The sequence below is a fragment of the Streptomyces sp. NPDC017676 genome (assembly GCF_044329325.1).
In the GTDB taxonomy this organism is placed as follows: domain Bacteria; phylum Actinomycetota; class Actinomycetes; order Streptomycetales; family Streptomycetaceae; genus Streptomyces.
Genome location: NZ_JBIRJA010000026.1, coordinates 1 through 18,795 on the forward strand (window position 1 = coordinate 1; position 18,795 = coordinate 18,795).

The 18,795-nt window shown below is 71.9% G+C and carries 13 protein-coding genes and 2 pseudogenes; 3 read left to right on the forward strand and 12 right to left on the reverse strand.

Features of this window, described 5'->3' with window-relative positions:
- A partial coding sequence (locus ACH4LD_RS38475) for a maltotransferase domain-containing protein (protein WP_398058965.1) occupies nucleotides 1-756 on the reverse strand: 756 nt, incomplete at its 3' end.
- A gap of 330 nt (nucleotides 757-1,086) precedes the next feature.
- Between ACH4LD_RS38475 and ACH4LD_RS38480 the strand changes: the two genes are divergently transcribed.
- Nucleotides 1,087-3,705, forward strand: coding sequence for a glycosyltransferase family 1 protein (locus ACH4LD_RS38480; protein WP_398058966.1), 2,619 nt, complete (start codon nucleotides 1,087-1,089; stop codon nucleotides 3,703-3,705).
- A 48-nt stretch (nucleotides 3,706-3,753) separates the two neighbouring features.
- Here the strand turns inward: ACH4LD_RS38480 and ACH4LD_RS38485 are convergent, their stop codons facing one another.
- From ACH4LD_RS38485 to ACH4LD_RS38535, 11 genes and pseudogenes are all read right to left on the reverse strand, one after another.
- Nucleotides 3,754-4,035 (reverse strand): hypothetical protein, encoded by a 282-nt coding sequence (locus ACH4LD_RS38485; RefSeq protein WP_398058967.1) that lies wholly within the window; start codon nucleotides 4,033-4,035, stop codon nucleotides 3,754-3,756.
- Nucleotides 4,035-4,226 (reverse strand): toxin glutamine deamidase domain-containing protein, encoded by a 192-nt coding sequence (locus tag ACH4LD_RS38490; RefSeq protein WP_398058969.1) that lies wholly within the window; start codon nucleotides 4,224-4,226, stop codon nucleotides 4,035-4,037. The genes ACH4LD_RS38485 and ACH4LD_RS38490 overlap by 1 nt, the downstream gene beginning before the upstream one ends.
- Nucleotides 4,181-4,555: pseudogene (locus tag ACH4LD_RS38495) on the reverse strand (hypothetical protein); the annotation flags it as partial. The pseudogene ACH4LD_RS38495 and the gene ACH4LD_RS38490, both read right to left, overlap by 46 nt.
- A gap of 344 nt (nucleotides 4,556-4,899) precedes the next feature.
- Nucleotides 4,900-5,493 (reverse strand): annotated as a pseudogene (locus ACH4LD_RS38500) (putative T7SS-secreted protein); the annotation flags it as partial.
- A 6-nt stretch (nucleotides 5,494-5,499) separates the two neighbouring features.
- Nucleotides 5,500-5,916, reverse strand: a complete 417-nt coding sequence (locus ACH4LD_RS38505; RefSeq protein WP_398058970.1) for a hypothetical protein — start codon at nucleotides 5,914-5,916, stop codon at nucleotides 5,500-5,502.
- Complete coding sequence (locus ACH4LD_RS38510) at nucleotides 5,913-6,332, reverse strand: hypothetical protein (protein WP_398058971.1); 420 nt, start codon at nucleotides 6,330-6,332, stop codon at nucleotides 5,913-5,915. The genes ACH4LD_RS38505 and ACH4LD_RS38510 overlap by 4 nt, the downstream gene beginning before the upstream one ends.
- Before the next feature lie 219 nt (nucleotides 6,333-6,551).
- Nucleotides 6,552-7,073, reverse strand: a complete 522-nt coding sequence (locus ACH4LD_RS38515; protein ID WP_398058972.1) for a DUF1990 domain-containing protein — start codon at nucleotides 7,071-7,073, stop codon at nucleotides 6,552-6,554.
- A gap of 71 nt (nucleotides 7,074-7,144) precedes the next feature.
- The gene (locus ACH4LD_RS38520; RefSeq protein ID WP_398058973.1) at nucleotides 7,145-8,785 is read right to left on the reverse strand and encodes a M4 family metallopeptidase; all 1,641 of its coding nucleotides are present in this window, start codon (nucleotides 8,783-8,785) and stop codon (nucleotides 7,145-7,147) included.
- A gap of 252 nt (nucleotides 8,786-9,037) precedes the next feature.
- Nucleotides 9,038-11,083, reverse strand: coding sequence for a M4 family metallopeptidase (locus ACH4LD_RS38525; RefSeq protein ID WP_398058974.1), 2,046 nt, complete (start codon nucleotides 11,081-11,083; stop codon nucleotides 9,038-9,040).
- A gap of 340 nt (nucleotides 11,084-11,423) precedes the next feature.
- Nucleotides 11,424-13,187, reverse strand: coding sequence for an ABC transporter ATP-binding protein (locus ACH4LD_RS38530; RefSeq protein WP_398106214.1), 1,764 nt, complete (start codon nucleotides 13,185-13,187; stop codon nucleotides 11,424-11,426).
- Complete coding sequence (locus tag ACH4LD_RS38535; protein WP_398058976.1) at nucleotides 13,184-14,974, reverse strand: ABC transporter ATP-binding protein; 1,791 nt, start codon at nucleotides 14,972-14,974, stop codon at nucleotides 13,184-13,186. The genes ACH4LD_RS38530 and ACH4LD_RS38535 overlap by 4 nt, the downstream gene beginning before the upstream one ends.
- 94 nt (nucleotides 14,975-15,068) lie before the next feature.
- Here ACH4LD_RS38535 and ACH4LD_RS38540 point away from each other — a divergent pair, with 94 nt between their 5' ends.
- Complete coding sequence (locus ACH4LD_RS38540; protein WP_398058977.1) at nucleotides 15,069-16,868, forward strand: ABC transporter ATP-binding protein; 1,800 nt, start codon at nucleotides 15,069-15,071, stop codon at nucleotides 16,866-16,868.
- Nucleotides 16,865-18,748 (forward strand): ABC transporter ATP-binding protein, encoded by a 1,884-nt coding sequence (locus ACH4LD_RS38545; RefSeq protein ID WP_398058978.1) that lies wholly within the window; start codon nucleotides 16,865-16,867, stop codon nucleotides 18,746-18,748. Before ACH4LD_RS38540 ends, ACH4LD_RS38545 begins: the two co-directional genes overlap by 4 nt.
- The last annotated feature ends 47 nt before the right edge of the window (nucleotides 18,749-18,795 follow it).

Below are 18,795 nucleotides of genomic sequence, written 5' to 3' on the forward strand. Positions count from 1 at the left end.
GGGGAAGAACTCGTACCACGAGCCGTACAGCGCGCGTTCACGCTCCACCAGCAGCGGCATCGGATCGGAGGCCGTGACCAACTCCCGCAGCGGATGGCGGCGGAGGACCGACTCCACCTCCGGCGCCAGGGCCGCCGCCAGCCGCCAGGCCGCCGGGCGGTTCTCGTCCCGCAGGGCGGCCACCGCGTCCAGGACGACCTGCCGCAGGTCCTCGGGGACCCCGCCGGCCGCACGCTCGTACAGCTGCGCGCCCTCGGTCAGGACCAGCTCGGTGTCGATGCCGGCCGGGATCTTGATCCGGGCGTGGTGCCGCCAGGTGGCGAGCGGGTCCGACCAGGCCTCCACCGTGTAGGTCCAGTGGCCGGGTTCGCCCGCGACGACGGTGGCGCCCCAGCGGTCGGTGCCCGGCGCGAGTTCCCGCATCGGTGTCCAGGGGCCGGGCCGGCCCGCCGGGTCCCGCAGCACCACGTTCGCCGCGACGGCGTCGTGGCCCTCCCGGAACACGGTGGCCGACACCTCGAACGACTCCCCGGTCACGGCCTTGGCGGGCCGGCGGCCGCGCTGGACCACGGGTCGTACGTCGAGGACGGGGATACGGCCCACGGTCGTGGCCGTGTCCGGGGAGGACCGTTCCCCGGCGGCGGACGGACCGGCGGCGCCGGCCGGGGCCGCGCCTTTCCTGCCCGTCGTCTTCTTTCCTGCTGCCTTGGCCTTGCTGCTTGTCGGGGGTGCTGACGAGTGGTGCGTGGCGGGCATGACCGCTCCTGTCCGCTTCAACAGGGTATGGGCGGATGGATATGGGGAGGTGGGTCCTGCGGAGGTGCTGTGGTGCTGCTGTGGGGTGCGTACCGGAGGAGCCTTCCCACCCGGTTCGGGTGGGCAATCCGGCACTGTGTTAACTACTCACGCGTACGTCCACCCACAAGACCGGCCCCGGTTTCCGAGTGCCCGGTGACCGGGTCTTGACGCCCCCCGACACCCCCGACGGGTACGTCCCCACCGACCGCGCGGTAACCACTACCGTCGAAGACGACGACGAGACGTACAACGCCGTGCGTCTCACCCCGCGACGCGTCGAGGTGGCATGTGAAGGCGATCCGTCGGTTCACCGTCCGTCCCGTACTCCCCGACCCCCTGCGGCCCCTGAGCGACCTGGCGCGCAACCTGCGCTGGTCCTGGCACGCCGAAACGCGCGACCTGTTCCAGTCCGTCTGGCCCGAGGGCTGGGCCGGGGCCGGCGGAGACCCGGTGCGGCTGCTGGGCGGCGTGCGACCGGCCAGGCTGGCCGAGCTGGCCGGGGACCGTCGGTTCCTGCGCCGCCTCACCGCCGCCGCCGACGATCTCGACGACTACCTCACCGGTGACCGCTGGTACCAGGAACAGGCCGCCGGCCTGCCCGCCGCCGTCGCCTACTTCTCGCCGGAGTTCGGCATCACAGCCGCGCTCCCGCAGTACTCGGGCGGCCTCGGCATCCTCGCCGGCGACCATCTGAAGGCGGCCAGCGACCTCGGGGTGCCACTGATCGGGGTGGGACTGCTGTACCGGCACGGGTACTTCCGGCAGACCCTCTCCCGGGACGGCTGGCAGCAGGAGCACTATCCGGTGCTCGACCCGAACGAACTGCCGCTCACCCAGCTCAAGGAGGCCGACGGCACCCCGGCGCAGGTCTCCCTCGCGCTGCCCGGCGGCAAGGCACTGCGCGCCCGGATCTGGCTCGCCCAGGTGGGCCGGGTGCCGCTGCTGCTGCTCGACTCGGACGTGGAGGAGAACGAGCTCGGCGAACGCGGGGTGACCGACCGGCTCTACGGCGGCGGCAGCGAGCACCGGCTGCTCCAGGAGATGCTGCTCGGCATAGGAGGTGTGCGGGCCGTACGGACCTACTGCCGGCTCACCGGGCACCCGGAGCCGGAGGTGTTCCACACCAACGAGGGGCACGCGGGCTTCCTCGGCCTGGAGCGGATCGCCGAACTGTGCGCGGACGGACTGGACTTCGACTCGGCGCTGGAGGCCGTGCGGGGCGGGACGGTGTTCACCACGCACACCCCGGTCCCGGCCGGCATCGACCGCTTCGACCGGGAGCTGGTGGGCCGGCACTTCGGCCCGGACGCCGAACTGCCCGGCATCGACGTGCAGCGAGTCCTGGCGCTGGGCATGGAGACCTACCCGGGCGGCGAGCCGAACCTGTTCAACATGGCCGTGATGGGGCTGCGGCTGGCCCAGCGGGCCAACGGGGTGTCGCTGCTGCACGGGCAGGTCAGCCGGAACATGTTCGCCGGACTGTGGCCGGGATTCGACGCCGAGGAAGTGCCCATCACCTCCGTGACCAACGGGGTGCACGCGCCGACCTGGGTGGCGCCGGAGGTGCTGCGGCTCGGCGTCCGGCAGATCGGCGTCCAGCGGGCCGAGGACGCGCTGAGCGTCGGCCGCTCCGAGCGCTGGGACGCGGTGGCGGACATCCCCGACCAGGAGGTCTGGGAACTGCGCCGCACCCTGCGCGAGCAGCTGGTGCTGGAGGTACGGGAGCGGCTGCGGGCGTCCTGGCGGCAACGTGGCGCGGGCGACGCCGAGCTGGGCTGGATCGACGGGGTGCTCGACCCGGACGTCCTGACGATCGGTTTCGCGCGCCGCGTCCCGTCGTACAAACGCCTGACGTTGATGCTCCGCGACCGCGACCGCCTGATGGAGCTGTTGCTGCACCCGGAGCGCCCGGTCCAGATCGTGGTCGCGGGCAAGGCGCACCCGGCGGACGACGGCGGCAAACGCCTGGTGCAGGAGCTGGTCCGCTTCGCCGACGACCCGCGGGTCCGCCACCGGATCGTCTTCCTGCCCGACTACGGCATGGCGATGGCGCAGAAGCTCTACCCCGGCTGTGACATCTGGCTGAACAACCCGCTGCGCCCCCTGGAGGCCTGCGGCACCTCCGGCATGAAGGCGGCGCTGAACGGCTGCCTCAACCTCTCCGTCCTGGACGGCTGGTGGGACGAGTGGTTCCAGCCGGACTTCGGCTGGGCGATCCCCACCGCGGACGGCGCCGGCACCGACCCCGACCGGCGGGACGACATCGAGGCGTCCGCCCTGTACGACCTGCTGGAGCAGCGGATCACCCCCCGCTTCTACGAGCGTGGGCGCGCCGGTCTGCCCGACCGCTGGATCGAGATGGTCCGCCAGACCCTCTCCCTGCTCGGCCCGAAGGTGCTGGCCGGCCGCATGGTCCGGGAGTACGTGGACCGGCTCTACGCCCCCGCCGCGCGGGCGCACCGCGCGCTGACCCCCGACACGGCCCGGGACCTCGCCGAGTGGAAGGCACGGGTGCGGGCCGCGTGGCCGGGGGTGAGCGTCGACCACGTCGAGACGACGGCGACGACGGCCACGGTGGAACTGGGCGGCACCGTGGGCCTGCGGGTCCGGGTCGGCCTCGGTGAACTGGGCCCGGACGACGTGGAGGTGCAGGCGGTGTCCGGGCGGGTGGACGAGGAGGACCGCATCACGGACGCCACGGTGGTCCCCCTGAAGCCGGCCGGCGCCCCCGACCTGGAGGGCCGGCTCCTCTACGAGGGCCCCCTCTCCCTGGACCGCACCGGCCCCTACGGCTACACGGTCCGCATCCTCCCCACGCACCCCCTCCTCTCCTCCGCCGCTGAACTGGGCCTCGTGACGGTGCCGTCGCAGGAGGTGGTGGAGGGGGCGGGGATGGTGTTGCGGTGAGCTGACCGGCGGGGCCGGCGGTAGCCGCGGGGGTGGCGTGCCACGCGGCTACCGTCCGTTGAACGGGGCGATTTCGTATGATTCCTGGATGCTGAGAAGTCGGCATTCGCCGGTCGCGCTGTGCACAGAAATCTGGCAGGGTCCGTAAAGGAAGTACTTGTCGTCCCTCATGGCGAGATACTTCGCGGACTGGAAGGCAAAATAGAAGAACTCGCCCTTCTGGGTCTTGCACTCCTCGTCCGGGAACAGGGCGATCTTGTTATCCCAGTCCGCGGACATCTGCTGGATGTAATCCGCTGCAATCCGTTCTGCTTGTTCCATGGTGTACATCAGTTCGTCCTCATCAACTTGAATGCATTGAAGTAGGTAGGGTCGACGAATCCAGTCTGGACATCAATGAATAGTACTCGATTCTGATGATTCACGACATTGAATACGTGCCCTGGCGTCCCCGGGATGGGGGACTCGCCCGCGACTATTCCCCGGGCACCGTGTCCAGCGTTCCGGACATGGTCGACCATGCCCAGAAGCTCGTGTCCTTGAAGCTTCCTCCATGCAAGTTCTCAAGTCGTTCGAGGGACTGCGGTCCCCCGATGTGTCCGGGCACGGAATGTATTCCCTCGCCTCGCGTATATCGTTCGAACGCGTCGACGACGTACGTGCAGTTCATGTTCCCGCCCTCGGGATTGAAATGTTTCGCAAGGTCGGAGAGATTGAGTGTCTCGTACGGTTTGGGCGGGACCGGTGACTTCTGGGGAGCAAGTCCAAGAGGATCACAGGAAACGGAAGGCCGGTCCACATGCTCGACAGGATTGGCCGCCGGAGCCAGGCCGAGGGGGTCCAGGCTGACGTAGTGGCCGACCTCGGGGTCGTAATACCTGAGGTAGTTGCAATTGAGGCCCGTCTCGGTGTTGGGCGGCGGTGGAGGTCAGGCCGGAGAGCGTCATGCTGACGTTCTGCAGGTAGGCGGCGGGGTGGGTGAGGTTGTAGGGGTCGGCGGGGTTCAGGCCGCGGGCGAAGTTGACCAGGCCGGCGGTGCCTTTGGCCACACCGCCGGCGAAGTGGGTCAGTTCGATGCCGGTGGACAGCGCTTGGTCGGTGAAGTCGTTCTTGAGGCGGCTCAGGGGTGGGGGCTCGGCGGGGGCGTGGGCCAGGGCTGTCTTGACCCGGCCTGGGGCCGGGGTCCTCGTCGGCCTTGATCTTGGCGTTGTAGGCGTCGACTTTCTTGTTGTACGCCTCCACCGCGTCCTTGGAGGCCTTCACGCCCTTCTTGTAGAGCTCGACGGCCTCCTTGGCCTGTCCTTGTGCCCACTTGACGGTGTCGGCGTACGACTCCAGAGCGGCTGCCGCTGTGTTGCATGCCTCGGCGGCCTGCGCCCACTTGGCGGGGTGCACGGCGAACTTCTCGCGGAAGGCGTCGCCGCCCTCGCCCTTCCAGCCGGAGGAGTCGACCTTCTTCAGTCCCTGGCCGACCTTGTCGAACGCGTTGTGGAAGTCCTTGAGGTGCTTGGCGCTTGCGTGGATCTTGTCCGGGTTGCCGTGGACGAGTTCGTTGGCCTCCTCGCTCTGGCCGAGCTGCTGCTCACCCGGGGTGGCGCCCAGGTCGGAGGCGATCCCGTCGCCCCAGTCCTCCACCACATCGGCCCACTTGTGCGCGCCAACCTCGTCCAGACCCTCGCCGACCTTGTCCGTGGCCCAGTCGACGCCCTCGCCGAGCTTCTTGCTGCCCTTGTCGTAGAGGTCCTCGGCACCACTCAGAAGCGCGTTGGTCACATCGCCGAAGCCCATCAGCCCTCACCGCCCTGCTCGGCGGCCTGGGCGCGTGCTTCGGGCGAGGGGCCGGAGACGTCGTCCACCAGCCGGTCGTACTGTTCGTCGGACATGCCCAGCGCGCGTGAAAGTGCCGTCCACGTACTGGTCGGTCTCGTAGTACGTGCCCGCCGCCAGGCCCGTCCTCGCGGCGAAGCCGTTGCCCTCGTTGATCAGCGAGCGCACGCCCCATTCCCAGCGCTCGCAGAACGACGTGAACTCGTCCGTCAGCCCCTCGTGGCCCAGTTCCAGCCCGGACAGGGCGATGTCACCGAAGCCACGCCCGGCGCCGGCCTCGCCGACCATGCCCAGTTCCTTCAGCTCGCCCAGCGCCTCGGTCAGCCCCTTGGCGATCAGGCCGAGCCCCTGCGTCGCCAGGTCCTTGCCGCCGCCCCCGGTCACCGCTCGCCCCCCTTGTTCTCCGCCGCCGCGTCGGCGTCCACCGCCACCCCGTCCGGCACGATCCCGCGCACCGGCGGGAAGACCATCCCGTCCTCACCGTCAGCACAGTCCAGCGCCACCCCGCAGGGCACCCCGACCGCCGGGACCGCCGCGTCCAGCAGACGCGCCCCCAGCCACCGCTGGTACGGCCACTCCCGCTCACCCTCACCCCGCGCGAGCGCGAAACGCGCCAGCGCCCCCTCGCTGGAGAAGGCGTAGAACCAGCGCACACCACCGAAATCAGCCGCCAACGGGCTACCGGTCTCCGGGTCGACGGGGACGAGCACGGGCGTGCGCCGGAACTCACCCAGCAGGACCGCGAACTCAAGCCGCCCATGCTCAGCGGTGTCGGCCCGCGTTGCCCCACGCTCAGGCAAACCGATGCCTTCGGACGCCTCCGGCGCGGTCGTGTACCGCTGGTCCGTAAAGGCCGGTTCCATATAGTCGTACAGCCGTGACCTCGGTATCTTTGCCGCCGATCCGGCATCGCCCCCGTGATCATTCACGGCCGGATCACCACATCGCCACGTTCTGGATCGCAACGCGGAGCGGGAATGCCGTCAGCAACACGACCGCATTCCAGCCTTCTCAAACGGTCATGCTTCCGGCAGGCCCCCGCACAGCCTCCGCAGTACAACCCCGCACCGGCGTGCGTACGCGTGTTGCAGGCCCCGGGTCGCCGGGCCGCCCGCGCGGGCGTACCACTTGGCGGCCTTGCTGAAGGCCGCCACCGTCAGCCAGACCGTGCCGTCGCCGGTGCGGTCGACCACGAAGGCCTCCTCGCCGCACTCGGGGTGGCCTTCGAGGGTGCCGTAGGCCCAGCCGGCCCGGCGGTGTTGCTCGGCCGTCCATATGATGCGGCAGGGGGCCCTGATGACGCCGGCCAGGGTGACGGTGACGTCGGTGCCGGGGGCGGCGCGGTCGGCGCCGGCGTCGATGCCGACGCCCAGGGCGCGGTGCATCTCCCAGGTCAGGACCGCCTCGGCGGCTCGCTGGAACACCTCCTGGCCCTCGCCGAGGCGGGTGCGGACCAGCATGGGGTGGAAGCCGGGCGGGCAGAAGGTGAGATCGTCGCGGGTCGCGCCGACCGGCTCATAGGTGAAGGTCGCCGAGGACATGGGACACAAGGGTAGGGCGGCACCCGGAAGAACCGCTTCCCGGGTGCCGCCCCCTCACGAGCCTTGGGCGACTAGCTGACGTTGACCGCCGTCCAGGCCGCCGCGACCGCGTTGTACTCGGCGCTGCCGGAGCCGTACAGTGCGGACGCCGCGTTCAGGGTCGCCGTGCGGGCGGCCTTGTAGTTGGTCGTCGACGTCATGTACGTGGTCAGCGCCTTGTACCAGATCTGCAGTGCCTTGGCGCGGCCGATGCCGGTGACCGCGGCGCCGTTGTAGGTCGGCGAGTTGTAGGTCACGCCGTTGATCGTCTTCGAACCGCTGCCCTCCGACAGGAGGTAGAAGAAGTGGTTCGCGACGCCGGACGAGTAGTGCACGTCCTTGCTGCCGACGGACGAGGACCAGTAGTCGGCCGAGCCGCCGTCCTTGCTGGGCTTGTCCATGTAGCGCAGCGGGGTGCCGTCGCCGTTGATGTCGATCTTCTCGCCGATGAGGTAGTCACCGGGGTCGGACGCGTTGTTCGCGAAGAACTCCACGCCGGTGCCGAAGATGTCCGAGGTGGCCTCGTTCAGGCCGCCGGACTCACCCGAGTAGTTCAGGCCCGCGGTGTTGGAGGTGACGCCGTGGCTCATCTCGTGGCCGGCCACGTCCAGCGAGGTCAGCGGGTCGGCGTTGCCGGAGCCGTCGCCATAGGTCATGCAGAAGCAGCTGTCGTCCCAGAACGCGTTCACGTAGGCGTTGCCGTAGTGCACGCGGGAGTAGGCGCCGACCCCGTTGTTCTTGATGCCGTTGCGGCCGAAGGTGCTCTTGTAGAAGTCCCAGGTCTCGGCCGCGCCGTAGGCGGCGTCGGCGGCCGCGGTCTGGTCGGAGGACGAGGTGGAGGCGGTACCGGTGCCGAAGACGTTGGTGGAGCTGGCCACCAGGGTGCCCGTGCCGGACGTCTTGCGGGCCAGGTTGTAGGTCTTGTGGTTGCCCCGCGCGCTGTCGGTGAGCTGGTAGGTCGAGCCCGACTGCACGGAGTTGAGCGTGACCGTGCCGGAGTACAGCGTCTTGCCGGTCGCGGTCTCGACGCCCTGGTACTCGTAGAGCTTCTTGCCGGTGGCCGCGTCGGTGATGACGTGGAGCTGGTTCGGGGTGCCGTCGTCCTGGAGGCCGCCGACGACGGTCTCGTAGGCGAGGACGGGCTTGCCGGAGCCGGCCCAGATCACCTTGCGGGCGCCGTCCGCGGTGGTCTTGGCGGAGCCCAGCGTCCTGGCGGCGGTCACCGCCTGCTTCTCGGCCTTGGCGGCGGTGATCTGCGGCTTGAGGGAGGCCACCTTGATGGCCGACTTGGTGGCCTTGGTGACGCCCTGGGTCTTGCCGGACTTGGCCGTGTGGACGATCAGGTCGCCGCCGAGCACCGGCAGGCCCGCGTAGGTGCGCTCGTAGCGGGTGTGGACGGTGCCGTCGGCGTCCTTGACGACGTCCTTGACGACCAGCTTCTCCTGGGCGCCGAGGCCTATCTGCCGGGCGGTGCCGGCCGCGTCGGCCTGGGCCTGCTGGATCAGGGTGGTGCGCGCAGCGGCGGACAGCGCGGTCGGGGCGGCGGCGAGCGGCTTGGCCGTGGGCTGGGCGGTGGCACTGGTGGTGACACCGGTGGCGAGCAGGGCTCCGGCGGCGACAGCGGTGGCGATGGCCAGAGTGGTGCGCTTGCGACGCGCGTAGAGGGGGCTCACAGAAGCTCCTTCTCGTGGGGGAGTCCGGGCAGCGTGGGGTTACTGGCCGGAGTATGTGGCGTTGTGAAGTTGCTGTGCTGCTGCGGCGGGTGGAGAGAGAGTGACATCAAGGGCGCGTACATGTCAGGCCCCTGACGTGATGTTGGCCGAAAGTCAACTGTCCGAGAAACGTTTCGGGCGTGTGAACCGGGTGCTGTCCGAGGGTGCTCGACCCTCGGACAGCCCCGTGGTCCCGGGTTCTTGGCGTGCGGTTTACGGGAAGGTCAGCTTCCAGCCGTTGAGCGTTCCGGTGTCGTAGGTGGCCTGATCCTGCACCCGCAACTTCCACGTGCCGTTGGCCGGTTCGGCCGAGGCGTTGACCGTGTAGGTCTCGTTCACGTCGTCCGCCGAGTCCGAGGAGCTGAAGTTCTTCAGCCGGTAGGCGGTGCCCGACGGGCCGATGAGGTCGATCACCAGGTCACCGCGCCAGGTGTGGGTGATGTCCACGCCCACCTGGAGGTTGTTCGGCGCGTTCCCGCTGCGGCCGGAAACGGTGATGGACGACGTGACGGCGGGACCGTTGTCCGGCACCGACACCGGCGTGGTGCTCTCGTACGACGTACCGCCACCGCCCCCGCCACCGGAGCGCGCACCGACCCCGACGCCCGCCCAGGCGTCCTGCACCGCCTTGTACTCGGCGCTGGTGGTGCCGTACAGCTCGCCGGCCGCCGCGAGCGTGCCGGTGCGGGCGCCCGCGTAGTTGGTCGTCGACGTCCACTTGGTGGTCAGCGCCCGGTACCAGATCTGCAGCGCCTTGTCCCGGCCGATGCCGGTGACCGGAAGCCCGTCCGCCGTCGGCGAGTTGTAGCTGACGCCGTTGATCACCTTGGCGCCGCTGCCCTCGCTGAGCAGGTAGAAGAAGTGGTTCGCGGGGCCGGACGAGTAGTGCACGTCGACGCCGCCGATGCCCGAGTACCAGCTGTCCTTGGACGCGCCGTCCTTGCTGGGCTTGTCCATGTAGCGCAGCGGGGTGCCGTTGCCGTTGATGTCGATCTTCTCGCCGATGAGGTAGTCGCCGACGTCGGAGCTGTTGTTGGCGTAGAACTCCACGCCGGTGCCCATGATGTCGCTGGTGGCCTCGTTCAGGCCGCCGGACTCGCCGCTGTAGTTGAGGTCCGCGGTGTTGGAGGTGACGCCGTGGCTCATCTCGTGGCCGGCGACGTCGATCGCGGTCAGCGGCTTGGCGTTGCCGGAGCCGTCGCCGTAGGTCATGCAGAAGCAGCTGTCGTCCCAGAACGCGTTCACGTAGGCGTTGCCGTAGTGCACGCGGGAGTAGGCGCCGACGCCGTCGTTCCTGATGCCGCTGCGGCCGAACACGCCCTTGTAGAAGTCCCAGGTGACCGCCGCCCCGTAGTGGGCGTCCGCGCCCGCGGTGGCCGCGTTCGACGTGGTCCCGTTGCCCCAGGTGTCGCTGGTCTGCGAGAACAGCGTGCCGGTGCCGGAGGTGCCCCGGTTCAGGTTGTACGTCTTGTGGCCCCCGCGTGCCCCGTCGGTGAGCGTGTACGTCGAGCCCGACTGGGTCGTGGTCAGCGTGACCTGGCCGCTGTACTGGGTGTTGCCGACGCCGTTCTCGACGCCCTGGTACTCGTAGAGCTTCTTGCCGGTGGCCGCGTCCGTGATGACGTGGAGCTGGTTCGGGGTGCCGTCGTCCTGGAGGCCGCCGACGACCGTCTCGTACGCCAGCACGGGCTTGCCGCTCGCCGCCCAGATGACCTTGCGGACGCTGTCCGCGGCCGACTTGGTCCCGCCGAGCGCCTTCGCCCGCTGGACGGCCTGCTTCTCGGCCGCGGCCTTCGGCACGGCCGGGGTGAGTCCGGCGACCTTCAGCGTGGCGTTGGTGGCCCGGATGACCTCCATGGTCTTGCCCGACCTGGCGGTGGTCACCACCAGGTCGCCGCCGAGCACCGGCAGGCCCCCGTACGTGCGCTCGTAGCGGGTGTGCAGCGTGCCGTCGGCGTCCTTGACGACGTCCTTGACGACCAGCTTCTCCTGGGTGCCCAGGCCGATCCGCCGGGCGGTGGCGGCCGTGCCGGCGTCGGCGTGGCGTATCAGCTCGGCGCGCTGCGCGGGCGTGAGCCCGACCGCCGCGTGGGCCTGGCCGGCCCGCGGCGCCGCCGGGGCCGCGGTGGCCGCGCCGGACTGGACGGCGGCGGCGATCAGGGCGGCGACACCGGCGAGGGCGACGGTGGCGGTGCGGCGGTGGGCGGTGGGGCGGTGCGGGGTGTGGGAGGTGCGTCCGCGAGAGGAATTGCTTCTCACACTGACTCCTTCTGCGTGACCGCGGGTCGCGCGGCCGGGGAGACCGGACGGTGGGTTGGGGCGTCCGGGCAGAACAAGGCGTTACGCGAAAGCCACGTGCAGGTGCGGAGCCGGCTCACACGGAGGCGCGGAAACTGTGGGGCCGCTGTGAGTCGGCCTGGGAAGAGTGGCAGGGGATCTCACCACTTGTCAGGACCGCGTCACCAACTTGGCCGGAAATGGTTCGTTGACCGGATGTTCATGTTCGATATGCGGATCGTTGGTCGGCGGGACACCGTAAGGGGCGATGGCGGGACACGGTCAGGGGCGATGGCGGGTCACCGCTCGGGGCGGTGGCGGGTCACCGCCCGGGTGCCCGCCCGTGCCACGTCCGCCACAGCGCCGCGTACGCACCGCCCGCCGCCACCAGCTCCTCGTGCGTCCCCAGTTCGGTCACCCGGCCGTCCTCCATGACCGCCACCCGGTCCGCGTCGTGCGCCGTGTGCAGACGGTGGGCGATGGCGATGACCGTACGGCCCTCAAGCACCGCGGCGAGGGCGCGCTCGGTGTGCCGCGCGGTGGCCGGATCCAGCAGGGCCGTCGCCTCGTCGAGGATCAACGTGTGCGGATCGGCCAGGACCACGCGTGCGAGGGCGAGTTGCTGGGCCTGCGCACCGTCCGTCGGCCGGCCGCCCTCGCCCAGCCGGGTGTCGAGCCCGTCCGGCAGGGCCCGCACCCAGTCGTCGGCGCCCCCGGCCGTGAGCGCCGACCACAAGGCGGCGTCGTCGGCGGCGGGTTCGGCGATGCGGAGGTTGTCCCGCACGCTGCCCAGGAAGACGTGGTGCTCCTGGGTGACCAGCACCACCTGCCGGCGCAGCAGCTCCGGTGCCAGCCCGGCCACCGGCACCCCGCCCACCGTCACCGCGCCGGAACCGGGCCGGTCGACGCCCGCGAGCAGCCGGCTCAGGGTCGTCTTCCCGGCGCCGGACGGCCCCACCACGGCGAGCCGCTCCCCGGGCCGCACCGTCAGGTCCACCCCGCCCAGCACCTCGCCGCCGCGCTCGTACGCGTACCGCACCCCGCGCACCTCGATCCGGTCGTCCGCCGGCACCGCGGACACGCCCTCGCCCTCGCCCCGGGGCGCCTGCGCCAGCCCCTCCACGCGCGCGAACGAGGCCCCGCTGCTCTGCAGTTGCTCCACCCGCATCAGGATCTGGTCCAGCGGCTCGGTGAACTGCCGCAGGTACAGCGCCGCCGCCACCACCGCGCCCACCCCGACCGCCCCCCGGGCGTGCAGCCAGCCGCCGAGCAGCAGCACACCGACCACGGGCACGGTGTACGTCACCTCGACCGCCGGGAAGAACACCGACCGCAGGCGCAGGGTGTACAGGCGGGTGCGGCGGGACTCCTCCAGCGCGTCCCGGCTCGCCGCGATCCGCCGCTCCCGCAGCCGGAACGCCTCCACCGTCCGCGCGCCGGCCGCCGTCGCCGCGAGGGTCTCCGCGACCTGCGAGGTCGCCGCGCCCTCGGCGAGATAGCCGTCCCGGGCGCGCCGCAGGTACCAGCGGAGCGCCAGCCGGATCGGGGTGAGACCGAGCAGGCCCAACGCCCCCAGCAGGGGGTCGAGCGCGAACACCGCGCCCAGCACGAAGAGCGCCTGCACGGCGTCGACCAGCAGCTCCGGGCCGACGTCCCGCAGGGTCGTGCCGACGGTCGCCACATCCGCCGTGCCCCGCGCGGTCAGATCGCCGGTACCGGCCCGCTCGACCACGGACGCGGGCAGCGCCAGCACCCGCTCGACGTACTCCTCGCGGACCCGGGCCAGCGTGCGCTCCCCGAACCGGTGCCCGACGTACCGCGCCCAGCGGGCCAGCAGGATCTGCGCCAGCGCGCACACCACGATCCAGGACGCCAGCCGGTCCACCGCGCCGGCCCCGTGCCCGGCCCGCACCTCGTCGACGATCCGGCCCACCAGCCAGGGGCCGGCCAGCCCCGCCGCGGCGGCCAGCGCGTTCAGCCCCAGTGCCCCGGCGAACGCCCGGCGGTCGGCCGACACCAGCCGCACCGTGGCCCGCCGCACGGCCGCCCGGCCGGCGACGGGCAGCAGCGCGTCACCGGAGGTCATGCGTGGGGCTCCTTCGCGGGTGGGGTCGTCGCGCCCGTCATGTCGGTCGCGTCCGTCACATCCGTCATCTCCGTCATCTCCGTCATGTCCGCCGTCCCGCCGTCCCGTGCGACCAGCGCCCGGTACGCCGGTTCCCGCGCCAGCAGGCACGCGTGCGGGCCGGTCGCCGCGACCTTGCCGTCGGCCAGGAACACCACCGTGTCCGCCCGGGCCAGGAGCAGCGGGGACGTCGTCGTCACCAGCGTGGTGCGGCCCTCCCGGGCCGCCCGGAGCCGGTCGGCGACCGTCGCCTCGGTGTGCGCGTCCAGGGCCGAGGTCGGTTCCACGGCGAGCAGCACCTCGGGGTCGGCCAGCAGGGCCCGGGCGAGGCGCACCCGTTGCCGCTGTCCGCCGGAGAGGCTGCGCCCCTGCCCGGCCACCGCCGAGTCCAGTCCGTCCGGCAGGCCCCGGACCACGTCCTCGGCCGCCGCCGCGTGCACCGCCCGGCGCAGCGCCGCCTCGTCGGCCGGGTGCGCGGCGGCCAGCACCTCCCGCAGCGGCCCGGCGAACAGGTCCGCCTCGTTGTCCGCGACCAGCACCCGCCGCCGTACGTCCGTCAGCGGGACCGCGTCGAGCCGCACCCCGCCCCAGGTGGCGTCGGTGGGCCCGTACCGGCCGAGCCGGTCGACCACGGCGGCGGCCTCGGCGGGCCGGGCGGCGGCCAGCGCGGTCAGCCGGCCCGGTACCACCCGCACCCCGGACGCCGGGTCGTGCAGCTCGGCCGGTCCGCTGGGCGCGGGCAGGGTGCCGGTGTCCGGTTCCGGTTCCAGCCGCAGCAGCCGTACCGCCCGGCGCGCGGCCACCACGCCCCGGTTGAGGTCGTAGGCCATCCGGACGATGAAGGCGACCGGTCCGATGAGCACCGCCACATAGCCGTAGACCGCGACCAACTCGCCCACCGACAGGGAGCCCTCGGCGGTCAGGCGGGCCGCCAGCCAGGTCACCACGGCGAGGAACAGGGTCGGCAGACCCACCCCGAGCGCCTGCACCCAGCTGGCCACCGCGCCGACCCGGTACCCCTGCGCCCGCAACCGCCGCGAGTCGTCCCGGAACGCGTCCGCGACCAGCCCCTTGCCGCCCAGCCCGTTGAGGACGCGCAGCCCGCCCGCGAGGTCGCCGATGCGCGCGGTGAGCACCCCCTGGAGCTCGCGGTACTCGCTCTCCGCCCTCTGCAGCCGCACCGCCGCCGGCCCGGTGAGCAGCGCGATCACCGGTACCCCGAGCAGCACCACCGCGGCCGGCGGCGCGGAGATCGCCAGCAGCAGCCCGGCCACCACCCCGTAGACCACGAGCGAGCCGACCCCCGGACCCACCACCGTCAGCGCCGTCGCCAGGGTCTGTACGTCCCCGACCCCGATGGTGACGACCTCACCGGCCCCGGCCCGGCGCGGCAGCGCCGCCCCCAGCCGCACCACATGCCCCACGACCACCTTGACCGTCCGGAAGTTGGCGTCCATCCGGACCCGCGTCATCACCCGGTGCCGCAGGATGCTCACCCAGGCGTTCAGCGCCCCCACGACGAACATCGCCCCGGTCCACCCGGCGAGCACCCCGAACCGCCCCGGCAGCAGCCCGTCGTCCACGGCCCGCGCCATCAGGTACGGCTGTGCGGCCAGCAGCACCATCCAGGTGCTGCCCAGCAGCGCCCCGGCCGCCGAACGCCCCCGCTGACACCGCACCAGCCACCACAGGAACCGCCAGCCGCCGCGGGTGTCGGGCGTGCCCGGATCCTCGTACGCGTCGATCATCCATCCCCCCGGTCCACTCAACGAGCCTGTCCGCGCGGGACTCCGGCCAAAACTCGGTGGGCGTTGTCAGTGCCGGTCCGTACGCTCGCGGTTGATGGCCAGCACACGTGAAACCACCGACCGTTCCGCCGTACGGACCCTGCTCAGGCTGTGGCCGTACGTCCGTCCCGTGCGCGCCCGGCTGTTCACCGCCGCGTTCGTCGCGGTCGTCGCCTCCTGTACGGGGCTGGTGATCCCACTGGTCCTGAAGTGGATGGTCGACGGGCCGGTCGCCGACCGCGACCCGGCGGGCGTATGGCTCGGCGCGCTGTACCTGCTCCTGCTCGGCATCGCCGAGGCGGTCCTGTTCGGCATACGGCGCTGGCTCGTGGCCCGGCCGCTGTCGCACGTCGAGGCGGAGATGCGGGCCGGCCTGTACCGGCACCTGCAACGGCTGCCGGTGGCCTTCCACGACCGCTGGGCGTCCGGCCAGCTCCTCTCGCGCGGCACCACCGACCTGATGCTGCTGCGCATGTTCCTCGCCTTCCCGCTGACGTTCCTCCTCGTCAACGGCGTCACCATCCTCGTCGGCCTGGTCATCATGCTGCTCCAGGACTGGGTGCTGGGACTGGTCATCCTCGGCCCCGCCGTCCCCGTGATGTGGACGTGCGTGGTCTTCGAACGGCGGTACGCGCAGGTGGCGCGGCACGCCCAGGACCAGATCGGCGACCTGACGACGGTGGTCGAGGAGAGCGTGCTCGGCATCCGCGTCATCAAGGGCTTCGGGCGCCACCGCAGCCAGGCGCGCGCCTTCCGCAAACTCTCCGGCCGGCTCCGGGGGACGGAGCTGCGCAAGGCGCGGCTGCTGGCCACGATCTGGGGCGTCATCGTGACGCTGCCGGAGGTGGCGATCGGGGCGGCCCTGGTGCTGGGGGTCCTGCGCGTGGCCGACGGCGAGCTGTCCGCCGGGACGCTGGTGGCCTTCCTGAGCACGGCGCTCGCCCTGCGGTGGCCCGTGGACTCGATCGGGTTCCTGCTGGCGATGAGTCAGGAGGCGGCGACCGCCACGGAGCGGTACTTCGAGGTGATGGACGAGGTGCCGGAGGAGCAACTGGACGGGGCCCGGGACGGCCGCCCGCACGCGCCGGGAGCCGCCGAGCCGGGACTCCGGTTCGAGAACGTGTCGTTCCGTCACCCCGACGCGCCCCCCGGCTCCCCGCCCCTGCTCACCGCCGTCGACCTGCACATCCGCCCCGGCGAGTCCATGGCCCTCGTCGGGGCCACCGGCAGCGGGAAGACCACGCTCACCGCGCTCGTCCCACGGCTGCACGAGGTGACCTCCGGGCGGATCACGCTCGACGGCGTGGACATCGCCACCATGTCCCGCGAGGAGTTGCGCGGCAGGGTGGCCGTGGCCTTCGAGGAACCCACGCTGTTCTCCGCCAGTGTCGGCGAGAACGTGCTCATGGGCGCCCCGGACGCCGCGGGGAAGGCGGAACTCGACCGGGCCCTCGCCGTCGCCCAGGCCGACTTCGCGCACGCCCTGCCACAGGGCACCGACACCCGCGTCGGCGAGCAGGGCCTCAGCCTGTCCGGCGGCCAGCGGCAGCGCCTCGCGCTGGCCCGGGCGGTGGTCGGCCGGCCCGAGTTCCTGGTGCTGGACGACCCGCTGTCCGCCCTGGACGTGCACACGGAGGCCGCCGTCGAGGCCGCGCTGCGCCAGGTGCTCGCCGACACCACCGCGCTGATCGTGGCCCACCGCCCTTCCACGGTGCTGCTCGCCGACCGCGTCGCCCTGCTCTCGGGCGGCCGCATCACCGCCGTCGGCACCCACCAGGAACTGCTGCGCCAGAACGCCGAGTACGCCCGTCTGATGTCCGCCTCGGCATCCGGGGAACAGGAGGACTCCCGTTGACCACCACGACCCCCTCCACCCCCGCCGTCAGCGACGACGACACCGACGGACCGGCCCGTCCCCGGGACGCGGGCGGCCCGGGCGGCCCGGGCGACCAGTTCGACCGGGACGTCCTGCCCAGCCCGCCCGGCGCCACGGCCGCCCTGCTGCGCTCGCTGCTCGCGCCCCTGAAGGCCCGGGTCACGCTCACCACGCTCCTGCTGCTGCTCCAGCAGGCGGCGGTGCAGGCGAGCCCGCTGCTGGTGGCGTACGCCATCGACACCGCCGTACCCGCGTTCCGGGACGACCGGAACGGACCGCTGTTCGCGGTCGCCGCCGGCTATCTGCTGTGCGCCCTCGCCTCCGGCGTGCTCCAGTTCGCGTTCATCGAGACCTCCGCCCGGGTCAGCCAGGACGTGCTGCTGGACCTGCGCGGGCGGATCTTCCGGCACGCGCAGGCGCTGAGCGTCGACTTCCACGAGCGGTACACCTCGGGCCGGCTCATCTCCCGCTCCACCACGGACGTCGAGTCGCTGCGCGAACTCCTCGACGAGGGGCTCCAGGAGCTGGTGACCGTCATCCTGTCCTTCGTCTACATCTCGGCGATGCTGCTCTGGCTCGACCTCGGCCTCGGCGCGGTCGCGGTGGCGTCCTTCCTGCCGCTGTACCTGCTCGTCCGGCTCTACCGGCGGCGCGCGGCGCGGGTGTACGGGGCGCGGTCCACGGCCATCGCGGCGGTGATCGTGAAGTTCGTGGAGACGATGAACGGCATCCGGCCGGTGCGCGCCTTCCGCCGCGAGGCCGCGAACGACGCCGAGTTCGCCGTGCTGAACGCGCGGCACGAGCGCACGAACGGCGACGCGCTGCTGGAGATGGCCCGCTATGTGGTCGGCTCCCGGCTGGTGGCCAACACCGCGGTCGCCGGGATCGTGCTCTGGGGTGCCTACCGGGTGGCGTCCGGCTCGCTGGAGCTGGGTGTGCTGGCGGCGGCCGTGCTGTACCTGCGCCGGCTGTACGACCCCATCGACCGGCTCGGCATGTTCCTGAACTCCTACCAGTCGGCCGCCGCCTCCCTGGAGAAGATCGCCGGGCTGCTGGCGCAGACGCCGTCCGTGCCGGAACCCGAGCATCCGCGCGAACTGCCGCCGCTGAAGGGCGGGTTCCCGGGGCGCGAGGTCGTCTTCGAGGGGGTCCGGTTCGGCTACCGCACCGGCGGCGAGGTGCTGCCCCGCTTCGACCTGACCCTGCCCGCCGGGCAGACGGTCGCGGTCGTCGGCTCCACCGGCGCGGGCAAGTCGACCCTGGCCAAGCTGCTCGCCCGGTTCTACGACCCCTCCGCCGGGCGCGTGCTGCTGGACGGCGTGGACCTGCGCGAGCTGCCGATGCCCGAACTGCGGCGCGGGGTGGTCATGGTGACGCAGGAGGCGTTCCTGTTCTCCGGCACGGTCGCCGACAACATCGCCATCGGCCGGCCCGAGGCCACCCGGGAGGAGATCGAGCGGGCCGCGAAGGCGATCGGCGCGCACGAGTTCATCAGCGCCCTGCCCGACGGCTACGACACCGACGTCCGCAAGCGCGGCGGCCGGATCTCCGCCGGGCAGCGCCAACTGGTCGCCTTCGCCCGCGCGTTGCTCGCCGACCCGGCCGTGCTGATCCTGGACGAGGCGACCAGTTCGCTGGACATCCCGGGGGAGCGGGCGGTGCAGCGGGCGATGGCGACGGTGCTGCGGGGCCGTACCGCCGTGGTGATCGCGCACCGGCTCTCCACCGTGGAGATCGCGGACCGGGTGCTGGTGATGGAACACGGCCGGATCGTCGAGGACGGCCACCCGGACGAACTCATCGGCGGCACGGGCCGGTTCGCGGACCTGCACAGGGCGTGGCGGGACAGCCTGGCGTGACCTGCGGGGTCCGGAAGTCTGCCGAAACCCGGTTGCCCTCGTCGGTA

Coding starts and splice junctions, on each gene's coding strand:
- ACH4LD_RS38530 (WP_398106214.1), bottom strand. CDS start 13,187: ATGACCTCCGGTGACGCGCTGCTGCCCGTCGCCGGCCGGGCGGCCGTG.
- ACH4LD_RS38535 (WP_398058976.1), bottom strand. CDS start 14,974: ATGATCGACGCGTACGAGGATCCGGGCACGCCCGACACCCGCGGCGGC.
- ACH4LD_RS38515 (WP_398058972.1), bottom strand. CDS start 7,073: ATGTCCTCGGCGACCTTCACCTATGAGCCGGTCGGCGCGACCCGCGAC.
- ACH4LD_RS38540 (WP_398058977.1), top strand. CDS start 15,069: ATGGCCAGCACACGTGAAACCACCGACCGTTCCGCCGTACGGACCCTG.
- ACH4LD_RS38490 (WP_398058969.1), bottom strand. CDS start 4,226: ATGGTCGACCATGTCCGGAACGCTGGACACGGTGCCCGGGGAATAGTC.
- ACH4LD_RS38485 (WP_398058967.1), bottom strand. CDS start 4,035: ATGTACACCATGGAACAAGCAGAACGGATTGCAGCGGATTACATCCAG.